The following is a 12,207-nucleotide window of genomic DNA, read 5'->3' as shown; positions in this document are numbered from 1 at the left end:
GCATGACCCTTGGCGCGGCCCGGGGACACCCCCGCTACTTTTCAAAAGACAAAGGGATGAAGGATCAAAGACCGGCATCCACAGCGCATCCGATCAACCGAGTCCGAAACAAATTTTTGACAAGTCCCGCTTCGACCGTTACACACGCCGCCCCCGCACTGGGTGCAGTAATCCCCGGCGGCAAATCATACACAACGACCAAACGTCATGGCCAAGAAGACCACACTCCAAGCAGCACCACGCGCCCGCAGCGGCACCGGCCGCCTCAAACAAATGCGCCGTGAAGGCTGGGTTCCCTCCGTCATCTATGGAAAAGGCACCGAAAACATCAACCTCAAGGTCGATGCCAAGACCTTCGCCGACCTCCTCGCCCACAGCAGCTCGGAAAACATCCTCGTCAACCTGGAAATCGAAGGCCACGGCACCCGCCTCGCCTTCCTCCAGTCCATCCAGCACGACTCGCTCTCCGGCATCACGCTTCACGCCGACTTCCGCGCCATCGACGAAAACACCGCCATCACCGCCCACATCCCGACCCACCTCAACGGCGAGTCGGCAGGCGTCAAGGCCGGCGGCCTGATCGAACAATACGTGCACGCTGTCGAAATCACCTGCCTTCCCAACGACCTTCCCGAGACCATCGAGGTCGACATCAGCCACCTGCAGGTGGGCGACTCGCTGCACATCGGCGACATCACCTTCCCGGCCGGCGTCCGCGCCACCCACGCGGCGGAAGTCGTGGTCGCCCACCTTGGCAAGCCCGCCGCGGCGGTTTCCGAAGCGGCAGCCGGCACTCCTGCCTGACCGGCGAGCGGTTGATTCCTTCCAAAACGCCCGGTCTGCTCACGCGGCCCGGGCGTTCTTTTTAATTTCAGCCTTTCAGCCTTTCAGCTTTTCAGTTTTTCAGCATTTACCCCACCATGTCCTTCTCCCTCATCGTCGGCCTCGGAAATCCCGGGAAGCAATATGAGCAGACCCGCCACAACGTTGGGTTCATGGTGCTCGACCGCCTGGCCGCCGCCTCCGGAGCGGCCTTCCAGTCCGTCCCCAAGTGGCAGAGCCACCTCGCCAAAATCCCCGGCGACGGCACCCTGCTGCTCAAGCCGCAGACGTTCATGAACCTCAGCGGCCGCGCGGTGCAGCAGATCCTTTCGTTCCACAAATGGACGCCCGAGCAAATGCTGGTCGTTTACGACGACGTCGCCCTGCCGCTCGGCACCCTGCGCTTCCGCGAAAAAGGCTCCGCCGGCGGCCACAACGGCATCAAATCGATCATCCAGCATCTCGGCACCGACGGGTTTCCCCGCCTCAAGCTCGGCATCGGCGCCAGCGAACCCGGCGAAATGACCGGCCACGTGCTCGGCAAGTTTTCGCCCGACGAGCGCCCGCTTCTCGAAAACATGCTTGCCACCGCCCTGGATGCCGTTCAGCTTGCGCGCTCCCAAGGCATCGCCGCCGCGGCGCATCGCTTTCACACACGTAACAATCCACTCCCAGCACCAGATGAGTCGCAAATACCAAGGCCTGATCGTCCTTAACACCAAGTCCCTCGAAGGCACCGTCGACGAACTCGTCGCCTCCGTTTCCAAAGAACTCGAAGCCGAGGGAGCCAAGCTCGACAAGGTCGCGCAACTCGGCCGCCGCCAGTTCGCCTACGAATCGCGCCACCTCGAGTCCGGCCACTACGTCAACTACACCTTCCAGGGCGCGCCCGAAGTGATCACCAAGATCCAGAACCGCCTGCGCCTGAACAGCCACGTCCACCTTCAGCACTTCGTCCGGGTCGCCTAAGTTTCCGCTCGCAACCGCGGGTCCCCCCCCCAGAAATCCTCCTGTTATGGCCAATCTCAATAAAGTCATGCTCATCGGCAATCTCACCCGGGATCCCGAATTGCGCCACACTCCGTCCGGAAAAACCGTCTCGGAAATCGGCCTTGCGATCAACCGGACCTGGACCAACGACCAAGGGCAGAAGCAAGAAGACACAACCTTTGTGGATGTAACCCTCTGGGGACGCCAGGCCGAAGTGGTCCAGCAGTATGTCACCAAAGGCAGCCCGATTTACATCGAAGGCCGCCTTCAGTTGGATACATGGGATGACAAGGAAACCGGCAAGAAGCGCAGCAAGCTGCGGGTCATCGCCGAGAACTTCCAATTCCTTTCCGGCAAGCCCGGTGGCGCCGGCGGCGGCAACGGCGGCGGCGATTACGAACGCCCGCAACAATCCTCCTCCGCTCCGCAGCAACGCTCCGGCCCGCCGCAGGGCGCTTCCGCAGCCCCCGCCGACGACTTCCAGGAAGACGACGACATCCCGTTCTAACTAACTGATGGAGAACGGTTTTTTCCCAAAGCGGGGCCGCGCGAGCAGCCTCGCTTTTTTCATGCCCGGGCGCGTCAACCCGAGCGGACGTCATACCAGAACTGATCCGCCGCCTGCCGGTCGTCGCCGCGGAAAACCTTGCGGACGAAGGCCGGGTTGCGGAACAGATACCAGTCGCCGAACTGGTCGAATTTCCGGCAGGAAGTGACCAGCGGAGTCCGCAGCAGCGTGCCCCACGAGCGCCCGGATTTCCGGCCGTGGGCTTTCAGGCGTTGCGCGAAATCGACGTCCTCCACCGAGACGAAGCGCGTGTCGAAGCCGTCGATCGCCTCGAAATCCCGCTTCAGGAACCAGAACAGCCCGAAGCTGACACCCGTGAACGCGAGATAGGGCAGGATCGCGAAAGCACTGGCGACGATCCCCGGCGACCAGCGTTCGGGCAAAACCACCGCCCCGCCGCCGACGACCTTTCCCGAGTCGAGGCGCTTGAGGACCTCCATGAAACTATCAGGGTGCATCCGGCTGTCGGCGTCGCAGGTGACGATGATTTCGCCCGCCGCGGCGGCGACCCCTGCGTTGCGGATGGCGGACAGGTTCTTCGCGTCCTCGCGGACGATCACGCAGCCGTGGCGGCGCGCGATCTCCTCCGTGTCATCGGTGCAGCGGTTGAGAACGACGACGGTCTCGACCGTGGAGCCGGTCCGGTCCGCCGCTTGCCGCGCGGCTTCCAGGCAGGCCGGAAGGAACGCCGATTCGTTGTGGGCGGGGATGATGAGGGAGATCCGGGGCGTCACTGCGGTTGGTCTTCCTTGGCCGGTTCCTCCTTGGCCGGCGCCTCCGGTTTTCCGCCGAGGATTCCATCGAGAATCCCGCTGATGTCGCGCACGGTCTTGCGGGTTTCCTCGATGATTTTCCCGCCCTTCTCGATCGTCTTGGAAGAGGGCTCACCAAGCAGCGAGCGGGTGAACTTGAGCGCCTGCTCGCCGGTTTCCGGAAGCTGTTCGAACATCCGCAAGCCCGCCGCGGCGATCAGACGGTTGGTCAAATCCTCCTTCGGGTCATCCAGGGTGCCGGTGATGCGCAGCGTGGTCCAAAGCAGGCCGCGCTCGCCGGGCGCGAACACGTCGGTCTCCGCGCCGGGAATGGTGGCCAGCGTGCCGGGTGCCAGCCCGAGGCGGAAAACGCCGTCCATTTGCCGCCCGCGAAGGGTCATGCCGCCCTCGATCCGCACCAGCCCCTCGCTGGCAAGCACCAGGTTCGTCAGGACGAGCTCGCCCGATTTCCACCGCCACCCGGTGCGCGCCTCGTTGAGCGTTAGAATCCGGAACCGCCGCGTGTCTGCATAAGCGGCGAGCGCGTCGAGCATCGGCAAGGCGGTGAGCACGCCGTTCTGGATGGTGAGTTTTCCGTCCGCTTGCGGAAATCCCGGCTGGTTGCTGAACGTGAAGCTCGAAGTCACGTCGCCCGTCAGCCGCTTCGCCCAATCCGGGTTGAAGACGTTTTCGCACTTCGCGCCGGTGACATCGCCCTCGATGAAAAACTGCCGGGAATTCATGTCCCACTCGCCGGTGCCTTGGATGCGGCCGCTGTCCCACGCGGCGACCGTCGCCTCGGTGAGGAAGATCCTCCCGTCCTGATAGCGCAGGCGGGCGCGGTCCAAACGCAATTCCGGAATCATCCCGAACGGCAGACGGACGGCGCCGCCCTCGATCTCCGCGCGGTAGGCGCCCCTCGCTCCGGCCGGCTCGGCGTGGAAGTTCATGCCGCTCGCCGTGGCCAGACCTTCCGGGAGAATCACCTTCACCACCAGCTCGCGCACGTCGATGCCTTGAAGTTCCGCTTGCTTGGGAAACCACCCGGCGGGTTTCGCTTTGGTCACCGCGCCCGGCCCGGTCCGCGGCGGCGGGGTTTCATCCGGCTGCTTCCTCGCATCGACGGAAACCTCCAGACGCCGCACGTTGGATCCGAGGATTTCCCAAACCCCGCGCCGCACGCCGCCGAGCCCGATCTCGGTGTGCAAGCCGTCCGCCCGCAGTCCGGTGACCGGACCCGCGCCCCGCGCCTCGAAGGATTCCGTATCGACCGCCAGGCCTTTCCAGTCGAAAGGCGCGAACTCGCCGGTCACGCCCGCGGCCTTGCCGGCCTCGGCGGATAGAAACATCCGGAACGCGTCGCTGTGCAGGTAGCGCCGCAGCAGTCCGTAGCCCGCGCCCAGGCCGAGCACTGCGAGCACCAGCAGCCAGACCGCCGCCCTGCCCAGCCACCGGCGCTCGCCCGCCCCACTCCGTCTTCTCGATCGCCGACTCATTTCCCGAAGCCTAGCGCGCCCGCCCGCCACCGCAAGCCCACGAAAAATCTTGGCAACGCGGACGGCGAAGCTAGGCTCACACCCAATAGACAATAGAACCTGACAGAGGCCTCGGCCACACGGCTGTTTCAAGGCCTCCCCCCCAAAAGCAAATTCCCAGCATTCACTGCCATGAAGACAAAACCGTTGCGCCGTCTCATCATCACTGGAGCTTATGCGACTTGTCTGGCCAACGCCCAGACGCCGGCGGTTCTTTCCGGCAAAATCTCGGAGGTCACCGTCTATCAAGGTTCCGCATTGGTTTCCAGGGTAGTTGATATTCCCGACAGTCCCCAGGCTCCGATGGAGGTGGTGGTTTCCGGACTGCCGTCCGCCACGGATTCGAATTCGGTCTATGCGGATCAAGCCAAAGGCGTCGAGATCCGCTCGGTGGCGTTTCGCACCAAAACCCCTGACAAAGCCGCCCAGGCACAAAGCGAGGTGGCCAAGTTGGAGCAGGCGATCAAGGATTTGAAACGCAAATCCACGGTGAACAGCAACGAGATCGCCCTGCGCCGCATCCGCCAGGAGTTCCTCAAAAAACTGGGATCCAACTTCGTGGCCCCCGCCGCCCAGCAGGAAATGACCCACGGCGTGCTCCAGGCGGAGGAACTCAAAAAACTAACCCAACTCCATTTCGAGGAGTATGAGAAGGCGTCCCAGGAAATCATGAAGCTGGACCTTGAAATCGAGGAGATCGCCGATCAGCTCAAGATCTTGGAAGACCAGCGCAAGACCCTCGCCGCCGGACCGCCGGTGATCTACGAGGCGGTGGTCTATCTGCAGAAAACCGCTGCCGGCCCCGCCTCGCTGAAACTGAACTATCTTGTCAACGATTGCGGCTGGAGCCCGTCCTATAACTTCCGCGGGGAGACCGCCAAGGGCGAGGTCTCGATGGAGTTCAACGCCATCGTCCATCAGGTCAGCGGCGAGGATTGGACGAACGTGAAACTGGCGCTTTCCACGGCGTCTCCATCGGTGGGCGCCTACAACCCGCAGCTTTCGCCCTTGTTTGTCCGCGTCCAGGAGAGCGCCGCCCAGCAACCGCAAAGCCAGTCCGCCGCGCAATCGAAATACTCGCAGGCGCTCACGCTCCGGCAGGAGGCGCTGGCACGTCAGTTCCGCGGCAACTCGATCGACGAGATGCTGAAGGCGAATTTCTCCGCCAACGAGTCCGCCGCGAGCGTGCAGCTGATGGAACTGACCGAGCGCATCGGCAACCTGCGCGCCTTGGAAAGCGGCAAGTCGGAACAAGGCAGCGTGGTGTATTCCATCGAACGCCCGGTCAGCCTGCAAAGCCGCCGCGACGCCCAAATGGTGCCCGTCCTCTCAGGCCGCATGAAATCGAAGTTCTATCATGTCTCGACGCCGGTGCTCACCGCCAGCGTGTTTCGCGAGGCCTCGCTCGACAACAATACCGGGCGCGATTTGCTAGGCGGCAAGGTGAATGTGTTTCTCGACGGTGAGTTCACCGGCCGGACGGACATTCCTACGATCGCCTCCGGCCAGGGATTCGCCATCAGCTTCGGGGTGGACAGCCAGTTGCGCGCGCGGCGCTCGCTGGTGGATCGCTCGGAAGTGGTGCAAGGCGGCAACCGCCAGGTTTCCTTCACTTATGAAATCGTGGTCGACAATTTCAAACAAGCCCCCGCGCGTTTGATCCTGCGCGACCGCACGCCCCACACCGGAGACACCGACACGTTGCGGGTGGCCATCGGCGAGAGCTCCGTTCCCTTGAGCCAGGACGCCGACTATCAGCGCTTCGACAAACCGAAAGGCCTGCTGATGTGGGACATGGAAATCAAGCCCGGTGCCGGCCCCTCGGCCACCACCCTGCGCTTCGCCTACTCGGTGGAACATGACAAGAACCTCACCCTGCAGGACATTGGCGGACCCGAAAAGGACCGCCTGCGCGAGGAATTCATTCAGAAAGGCCGCGCCGTCAAGGGCCTCTGAGGCCACGGGAACGCGTGGGAAAACCCCTTGCGGGGCATGGCCGCAACGGGTAGATTGCCAGGTGGAATAACAATCCACCATGCACCATGAAAACCACCCGGGAAGATCCGTCGCTGCTTGCGGAGAAGATTTTGGAAGCAGAAGCCAAGCTTGAGAGACTCGAACAGGAAGTCGGGGAGATCGGCCAGCCCGCGGGCCACGAACTCCGGCGGCGGCTGGACGTCTTGCGGATCGAGGAAAACGCCCTCAAGCGGAACTTCGAGGAATCCCGGCGGCGGGGAGAGCCCGACTCCCTCAGGATGGAGAAAATCGAGGCGCTGCTCCGGCACATCGAGGATGAGGAATTCTCGGTCGGCCATGACGCGGATTTCCTGCATCAGTCCGCGCCGTCCTCGGTGACGCTGGCGGTGGAGGCGGGTTCGCACCTGGTCGAGGTTCTGCGTCACGGGATGAAGCGCATGATCGGGGATCACCACCCGCTGGGCGAGTCGGTTTTCGTCAACCACAGCCATGCGAACCTGACGTCCCAATATGGTCTGGAGGACTCGGAAATTCCAAGCGCGGCATCGGACTTGAAGAGCTCCTAAAACGAGCGCTCAAGTCTGGTCAGAGCCCCTTGAAGCCGGCGTATGGCTGGTAAGTCCCCGTCGGAACGACGACCGGCCGCCACTCGCGGTTGAGCTTGCGGAATTTATTGATGAATTCCGTGGGATCCGCCCAGTTGGCCAGGTCCGAGGGTACGTTGCTGCGTGCCATGCCGATGTTGATGTTGTGGCGGATCTCGAAATGGAGGTGCGCCGGATACATCCCGAAATTGGTGCCGATGGTGCCGATCTGCTGGCCGCGTTTGAGCAACTGCCCGTCCTTGACCTGGATCTGGTTGAGGTGGCCGTTGAGGGTGTCGCAGTATTTCACCTGCCCCGTGCCCGGATCGCGGTAGGCGTGGCGGGTGAGCACAACGTTTCCCCAGCCGGTGCGGACGTTCTGGGCGAGGGTGACGATACCGTCGGCGATCGCGTAAACCGGGTCGCCGAGATCCTTGTCACCGCCGGCGCGGCCGTTCCAATCCTCGCCAAAATGCTGCGGAGCGCGCAGGCGCAGGCCGCGGGCTTTATAATATCCCTCCGCGTTGGGCTTGCCCACGGGGAAGTCGAAACCGTCGGCCAGATTGATTTTCACCTGCTGGGCGGAGACGGGAAGACAGGTGAGGAATATCCCCGCGAGGACAGCGCCGAATTTTATCCATGTCTTGCCGCCTGCGGTCATTGGCCCCCAATGGACCCTCCGAACGGCCATGCCGCAAGCGGAAAAAAGCGGCATGGCCGTAAAGCCATGCCGCTGGTTTGCAGAAAACGAGGATTTCTCAGAGGATTTCTCAGACAACGGGCCCTTGCACGCCGCCGGCCATTTCCTCGATACTCAGCGGCTTGTAGCCGCCGATGGTTTTGAAATAAAGGAACATCATGAGGTAGACCCCCGCCATGATGAGAGGGATGAAGGAATCCGCTTTGAGCGTCGCGCGGTCGCCTTTTTGGTCGGCGAGGACGACGGCTTTCTGGGCGTCGGTCTTGTCGGTGGCCTCCTTGGCCGCAGCGAGTTTCTTGCCGTCCAGCCCGTAAGCGGCGGTCGCCGGGATATTGAGGAAGGTGGAAGGCTTTTCCGCCTTGTATTCGGCATGGAGCGCCGCATCGGAGGACAGCAGCGCCTCGCCAGTGAAGCGGTCCTTGGCGTAGCCGAGACCCGGACTGCCGATCAGGCCTGCGGACATCATTCCGATTCCTCCCATGATGGACATGGCAATGGCCCCGGTGTGAGGAAAGCGGTCACCCACGACGGCAAGCATGGTCGGCCAGAAGAAGGTCTTGCCGATGGCGTAGATGCCGAGTGCGACCAACGCCATCCCGAAGGTTTCCATTTTGACGGCGAGGGAGAGGCCGATGAAGGCGAGCACCGAGCAGGCGAGCAGCAGGCCGATCGGCGAGAGCTTGAGCTTGGTTTCCAGCCAATGGGCACAGAAGCGGAGTCCGAACATGATGGCGGAGGTCCAGAGGAAGAGGTATTTGCCTTGTTCCGAGGTGAACAGATTGCCGGTGATGTTCTGGATCCAACCGTCGGTGCCGAGTTCGACCGCACCCACCAGGGCGTGGGTGACGAACAGGACGAAAAGCAGGAAGGAACCGAGGGAGAACTTCGTCATCACGGCGACGCCGACAAGCAGGGCACCGCCGATTCCGTAACCGATCAGGTTGGCGGATTCGGGCGAGACACCTTTGAAAAGATCTCCGAAGAACAGGGCGAGGAGGTAGCAGGCGACAAGGGCACCGATGATGCCGACGGATTTGAACATTTCAACGAAGCTTGCGCCCTTCGCGGCCGCTTCCGACTTGGGATATTTCTGACCGAGGAACATCAGGCCGTAGGCGGCGGTCGGGATGAGATAGAGGGCGAGTTGGAGCTTCCAACTGAGAGCCATCTTGTCATCGAGAAGCCAACCAGCGGTGACGCCGAGGATCATGCCGGCGGGCCAAGCGGCGTGCAGGATGTTCAGGTAATGGGTCCGCTGTTTCGGGAAAAGGGTGGCCACCAGGGGATTGGCGACGGCTTCCAAGGTGCCGTTGGCGAAGGCAAAGAGGAACATGCCCCAGTAGAGGAAGTTGTAGGCGTTTTCCGGAGTGCTGGCCCCGAAGGTGACGACTGCCGAGAGGATGTGGCAGAGGAGTGCGACGATGACGAGTTTCCCGTAGCCGATCTTGTCCACGATCACCCCGCCGCCAAAAATACCGAAACAGAATCCGATGAAGCCGGCACCGCCGATGGCACCCAATTGCGCGCCGGTGAATCCGAACTCCTTCGACCAGTTGTCGAAGATGCCACCTCGAATGGCAAAGCCGACACCGGCTGCTAAGATGGCCATGAATCCGGCCCAGAGGAGCCGCTTTGCGTTGGGTACTGTGGATGCGTCTGTGTGTGTCATAGGATTTGGGGTCTGCGGGAATTATCGGTTCGGACGGTGGTTGGCAAGAGCGGGAGTGGAAAAATATCAGATTTTTCGATTTCCCCCGGGATTCCGGAAAAATACCGTGGAATTACCTCATTGCGGGCGGCTCTCTTTCAGAGATCGGCGTCTTGGTGGATTTCTCCGGCCGGGGCGGCGGAAAAAACGATGCAACGGTCCAAAACCGCATTCGCGGAAACCCGGCCGCCGGGCCAGATGACCGAGTCGCGGACCACCGCCCCGCTCGCCACCAGCGCACCGGGGCCGACGACGGACCGCTCGATGACCGCACCCGTCACCACCGCTTGCGGGTGGATCGCCGGAGCGAGGTCGAGCTCACGGTGCGCCTGGAGGTAGGATTGGCGGTCGCCGAGATCGAGCCAGACGCCCTCGTCGAGAACGATGGCGCCGAGCCGGCCGGATTTGGCGAGTTCGAGGAACGCCGGGATCACCGATATTTTCTCGCCCGCCGGGATCAGATCGAGAAAGCCGGGGCTCACGCAATAAATTCCGCTGAAGACGTGGGTTCCCTCCGCCTTGCCGAGCAACTTACGGATGTCGGTGACGCGGGTGCCGGAGGGGTCGAGCGCGATGTGCTTGGCGACGCCTTCCGAACGCAGCGCGAGCGTCACCGGCAGGCCGGACGCTTCGTGCGCGGCGATGAGTTTTTCCAAGGGCAGCGTCGAGAAAATGTCGCCGTTGTGGACCAGCACCGCGTCGTTCCCCATCCACGCGGCGATGTTTTTCAGGCCGCCGCCGGTTTCCAGCAGGACGGGCTCGTGAAACAAAGTCACCGCGTTTCCCGCGCCGAAATCTTCCCACGCTGCGGGAAGATGATGGGTGTTGATCGCGAATTGCCCGATCCCCGCCCGCGCGCAGGCCGCCATCGCCCACTCGGCGAGCGGGCGGTGAAATAACGGCACCAGCGGCTTGGGGAGGCGCTCCGTGAGCGGCCGCAAACGATTGCCGAGCCCGGCGCCGAGGATGAAAGCTTTGTGCACGCGGCCTGCTTTGACTGGCGGAACCGGAAATTTCAAGCGCCATCCCGCAGGATTCGCTGGCCTCGGGCCGCAATCCGGCAAGGATCGCAGCATGAAATTCGGCATCATCGGCACCGGCTCTATCGGCCGCCTTCACGCCCAGGCGATCCGCGCGATGAGCGGCGGGACGCTGCACTCGGTTTACAACCACCGCCCGGAAAGCGCCGAAGCGCTGGCCGCAGAGCACGGAGTGCAAGCCTTCACCTCGCTCGCGGATTTCCTCGCCGATCCCGAGCTCGAAATCGTCACCATCGGCACGCCGTCCGGTGCGCATTTCGACCCCGCGCTGGCAGCTCTCCGGGCGGGCAAGCACGTCGCTTGTGAGAAGCCGCTGGAAATCACCGCCGCGCGCATCGACCGGCTCGCGGTCGCCGCAGCCACTAGCGGCAAGACTCTGGCAGCCATTCTCAACCGCCGCTTCAATCCGGCGATGACCGCCTTCAAGGCGGCGTGCGACGACGGCCGCTTGGGCAAAATCGTCTCCGCCTCCTGTTATGTGAAATGGTTCCGCGACCAGGCTTACTACGATTCCGCCGCGTGGCGCGGGACATGGGCGCTCGACGGCGGCGGCGCGCTGATGAACCAGGCGATCCACGCCATCGACGCGCTGCTTCATCTCGCCGGGCCGGTGAAGTCGGTCCAGGCCAACACCGCCTGCCTGGCGCATGAGCGCATCGAAGTCGAGGACGTGGCCGTGGCGATCCTCGAGTTCGAGAGCGGCGCGCGCGGCGTCATCGAGGGCTCGACCTGCTGCTGGTCGAAGGACGGCCACCCGGGCCGCGTGCAGCTCTGCGGCACGGATGGATCCGTCTTTCTGGCAGATGAAACCTTCGAGGTCTGGGATTTCAAAAACGAGCTGCCCCTTGACGCGGAAATCCGCGGCAGCCTGATGCGCGGCTCCCAGGCGACGCTCGGTGCGAACGACCCGAAGGCGATCCAGTCCGTCCAACACCAGCGGAATTTCGAGGAGGTCGTCGCCGCCATCCGCGAGGGCCGCGAGCCGAGCACGTCCGCCGCCGAGGCGAGGAAATCCGTGGCGCTGATCGAGGCGATCTATCAAAGCGCGGCCAACGATGGCGCGAAGATCCGACTCTGAGAGGGACGGCTACTTGCCGATTTCCAACAGCAGCGCCGAGCAAGGAGCGAGCTCGGGCAAGGCGACGCCTTCGGTTTCCAATAGGCAGCGGGCGATGGAGCCGGACCAGTTGGAATCAAGCCGGTCGGTGAAGGACCAGATTTCATCGCCCGAGTGACCGAGGAACATCACCGCGTCCTGCGGGATGCTGACTTTCACGCCGCGCAGGGTTTCGGAGGGGTGGAAATTCGCGACCACGAGGAAGGCCTGGCCGGTCTTGGGATCGCGGCGGAGAAACGCATAGAGCCAGTGGCCGGAGACCGTCTCGCCCCCCACCCTGCCGAACGCTGGGTTCTCTTTGTTCGCGTGATTGAGCCCGTAAAACCCGCCGGCGGTGAAGGCGCGGACCTGGGTGGCGCGGATGAGTTTGCCATACCACTCGCGCAGGGATTTCTGTTCGTCGCTGAGGCGGCC

General features: G+C 63.0%; 13 protein-coding genes. 7 read left to right on the top strand and 6 right to left on the bottom strand.

From position 1 onward, the window contains the following. Positions 1-207 precede the first annotated feature (207 nt). From AC4DF4_RS15610 to AC4DF4_RS15595, 4 genes are all read left to right on the top strand, one after another. Positions 208-804 carry a 50S ribosomal protein L25 gene (locus AC4DF4_RS15610; RefSeq protein ID WP_490049040.1) on the top strand — a complete coding sequence of 199 codons (597 nt, stop codon included), beginning with the start codon at positions 208-210 and terminating at the stop codon, positions 802-804. A 116-nt stretch (positions 805-920) separates the two neighbouring features. After that, positions 921-1,538: an aminoacyl-tRNA hydrolase gene (pth, locus tag AC4DF4_RS15605; RefSeq protein WP_490049039.1), complete on the top strand. Its 618-nt coding sequence runs from the start codon at positions 921-923 to the stop codon at positions 1,536-1,538. Further along, positions 1,504-1,791, top strand: coding sequence for a 30S ribosomal protein S6 (rpsF, locus tag AC4DF4_RS15600; RefSeq protein WP_490049038.1), 288 nt, complete (start codon positions 1,504-1,506; stop codon positions 1,789-1,791). The genes pth and rpsF overlap by 35 nt, the downstream gene beginning before the upstream one ends. 46 nt (positions 1,792-1,837) lie before the next feature. Further along, positions 1,838-2,320, top strand: coding sequence for a single-stranded DNA-binding protein (locus AC4DF4_RS15595; RefSeq protein ID WP_490049037.1), 483 nt, complete (start codon positions 1,838-1,840; stop codon positions 2,318-2,320). Positions 2,321-2,394: 74 nt separating this feature from the next. Here the strand turns inward: AC4DF4_RS15595 and AC4DF4_RS15590 are convergent, their stop codons facing one another. Next, on the bottom strand, positions 2,395-3,114 hold the full coding sequence (locus AC4DF4_RS15590; protein ID WP_490049036.1) for a glycosyltransferase family 2 protein: 720 nt from the start codon (positions 3,112-3,114) through the stop codon (positions 2,395-2,397). After that, complete coding sequence (locus AC4DF4_RS15585) at positions 3,111-4,628, bottom strand: hypothetical protein (RefSeq protein ID WP_490049035.1); 1,518 nt, start codon at positions 4,626-4,628, stop codon at positions 3,111-3,113. The genes AC4DF4_RS15590 and AC4DF4_RS15585 overlap by 4 nt, the downstream gene beginning before the upstream one ends. A 171-nt stretch (positions 4,629-4,799) precedes the next feature. Here AC4DF4_RS15585 and AC4DF4_RS15580 point away from each other — a divergent pair, with 171 nt between their 5' ends. Continuing rightward, positions 4,800-6,623 (top strand): mucoidy inhibitor MuiA family protein, encoded by a 1,824-nt coding sequence (locus AC4DF4_RS15580; RefSeq protein ID WP_490049034.1) that lies wholly within the window; start codon positions 4,800-4,802, stop codon positions 6,621-6,623. Positions 6,624-6,709: 86 nt separating this feature from the next. Then, on the top strand, positions 6,710-7,210 hold the full coding sequence (locus AC4DF4_RS15575) for a hypothetical protein (protein WP_490049033.1): 501 nt from the start codon (positions 6,710-6,712) through the stop codon (positions 7,208-7,210). Between the two features lie 19 nt (positions 7,211-7,229). Here the strand turns inward: AC4DF4_RS15575 and AC4DF4_RS15570 are convergent, their stop codons facing one another. From AC4DF4_RS15570 to AC4DF4_RS15560, 3 genes are all read right to left on the bottom strand, one after another. Continuing rightward, positions 7,230-7,889 carry a M23 family metallopeptidase gene (locus AC4DF4_RS15570; protein WP_490049032.1) on the bottom strand — a complete coding sequence of 220 codons (660 nt, stop codon included), beginning with the start codon at positions 7,887-7,889 and terminating at the stop codon, positions 7,230-7,232. Between the two features lie 109 nt (positions 7,890-7,998). Beyond that, positions 7,999-9,537, bottom strand: a complete 1,539-nt coding sequence (locus tag AC4DF4_RS15565) for an MFS transporter (RefSeq protein WP_490049031.1) — start codon at positions 9,535-9,537, stop codon at positions 7,999-8,001. 197 nt (positions 9,538-9,734) lie between these two features. After that, the gene (locus AC4DF4_RS15560) at positions 9,735-10,619 is read right to left on the bottom strand and encodes a nucleotidyltransferase family protein (protein WP_490049030.1); all 885 of its coding nucleotides are present in this window, start codon (positions 10,617-10,619) and stop codon (positions 9,735-9,737) included. Positions 10,620-10,710: 91 nt separating this feature from the next. Here AC4DF4_RS15560 and AC4DF4_RS15555 point away from each other — a divergent pair, with 91 nt between their 5' ends. Continuing rightward, positions 10,711-11,754, top strand: coding sequence for a Gfo/Idh/MocA family protein (locus AC4DF4_RS15555; protein WP_490049029.1), 1,044 nt, complete (start codon positions 10,711-10,713; stop codon positions 11,752-11,754). Between the two features lie 9 nt (positions 11,755-11,763). Here AC4DF4_RS15555 and AC4DF4_RS15550 read toward each other — a convergent pair. Further along, positions 11,764-12,207: alpha amylase C-terminal domain-containing protein (locus tag AC4DF4_RS15550; RefSeq protein ID WP_490049028.1), on the bottom strand; the 444-nt coding region annotated here is incomplete at its 5' end.

The organism is Luteolibacter sp., from assembly GCF_058122085.1.
Note: the sequence above shows the minus strand (reverse complement) of the source record. Positions and strands in the feature narration are given on the sequence as shown.

What these genes read in the sequence shown, in the direction of transcription:
- AC4DF4_RS15610 (WP_490049040.1), top strand. Translation starts at nt 208, where the DNA reads ATGGCCAAGAAGACCACACTCCAAGCAGCACCACGCGCCCGCAGCGGC.
- pth (WP_490049039.1), top strand. Translation starts at nt 921, where the DNA reads ATGTCCTTCTCCCTCATCGTCGGCCTCGGAAATCCCGGGAAGCAATAT.
- rpsF (WP_490049038.1), top strand. Translation starts at nt 1,504, where the DNA reads ATGAGTCGCAAATACCAAGGCCTGATCGTCCTTAACACCAAGTCCCTC.
- AC4DF4_RS15595 (WP_490049037.1), top strand. Translation starts at nt 1,838, where the DNA reads ATGGCCAATCTCAATAAAGTCATGCTCATCGGCAATCTCACCCGGGAT.
- AC4DF4_RS15585 (WP_490049035.1), bottom strand. Translation starts at nt 4,628, where the DNA reads ATGAGTCGGCGATCGAGAAGACGGAGTGGGGCGGGCGAGCGCCGGTGG.
- AC4DF4_RS15580 (WP_490049034.1), top strand. Translation starts at nt 4,800, where the DNA reads ATGAAGACAAAACCGTTGCGCCGTCTCATCATCACTGGAGCTTATGCG.
- AC4DF4_RS15575 (WP_490049033.1), top strand. Translation starts at nt 6,710, where the DNA reads ATGAAAACCACCCGGGAAGATCCGTCGCTGCTTGCGGAGAAGATTTTG.
- AC4DF4_RS15570 (WP_490049032.1), bottom strand. Translation starts at nt 7,889, where the DNA reads ATGACCGCAGGCGGCAAGACATGGATAAAATTCGGCGCTGTCCTCGCG.
- AC4DF4_RS15565 (WP_490049031.1), bottom strand. Translation starts at nt 9,537, where the DNA reads ATGGCCATCTTAGCAGCCGGTGTCGGCTTTGCCATTCGAGGTGGCATC.
- AC4DF4_RS15555 (WP_490049029.1), top strand. Translation starts at nt 10,711, where the DNA reads ATGAAATTCGGCATCATCGGCACCGGCTCTATCGGCCGCCTTCACGCC.